Here is a 509-nt window from a genome sequence, read left to right on the forward strand (position 1 = left end):
CACGCAGGCAGGAATACAGTTGAGTCGTTATCGGGCCAGCAGGCGGATGAAGCAGCTGGGGCTGATGAGTTCGCAGCCGCCGAGGCACGCCTACAAGAAGGCTGATCAGCCACACCTGGATATACCGAATGTTCTTGATCGGGAGTTCGATGTAAAGAAGCCCAATCAGGTATGGACCGGCGACATTACCTATATTTGGACAGGGGCACGCTGGGCTTATCTGGCAGTGGTCATCGACTTGTATGCTCGTAAACCCGTGGGGTGGGCATTGTCCCTATCGCCGAACACGGAGCTGGTAAAGAAAGCGCTGACCATGGCCTACGAATCGCGTGGAGAGCCACGGAATATCCTGTTTCATTCGGATCAGGGTTGCCAGTACACCAGCCGGGCATTCCGGCAGATGCTTTGGCGCTACCGAATGACGCTGAGTCTCAGTCGCCGTGGCAATTGCTGGGACAATGCCCCAACAGAGCGCTTCTTCAGAAGCCTGAAAACGGAATGGATACCAG

1 protein-coding gene is annotated in these 509 nt (G+C 55.6%); it reads left to right on the forward strand.

Translation table 11 applies throughout. The features are described from left to right. Positions 1-509, forward strand: a 509-nt coding sequence (locus QD208_RS17580; protein WP_279837685.1) for an IS3 family transposase, incomplete at both ends; no start/stop codon positions are given.

This window comes from Cobetia sp. 29-18-1, assembly GCF_029846405.1.
GTDB lineage: Bacteria > Pseudomonadota > Gammaproteobacteria > Pseudomonadales > Halomonadaceae > Cobetia > Cobetia amphilecti.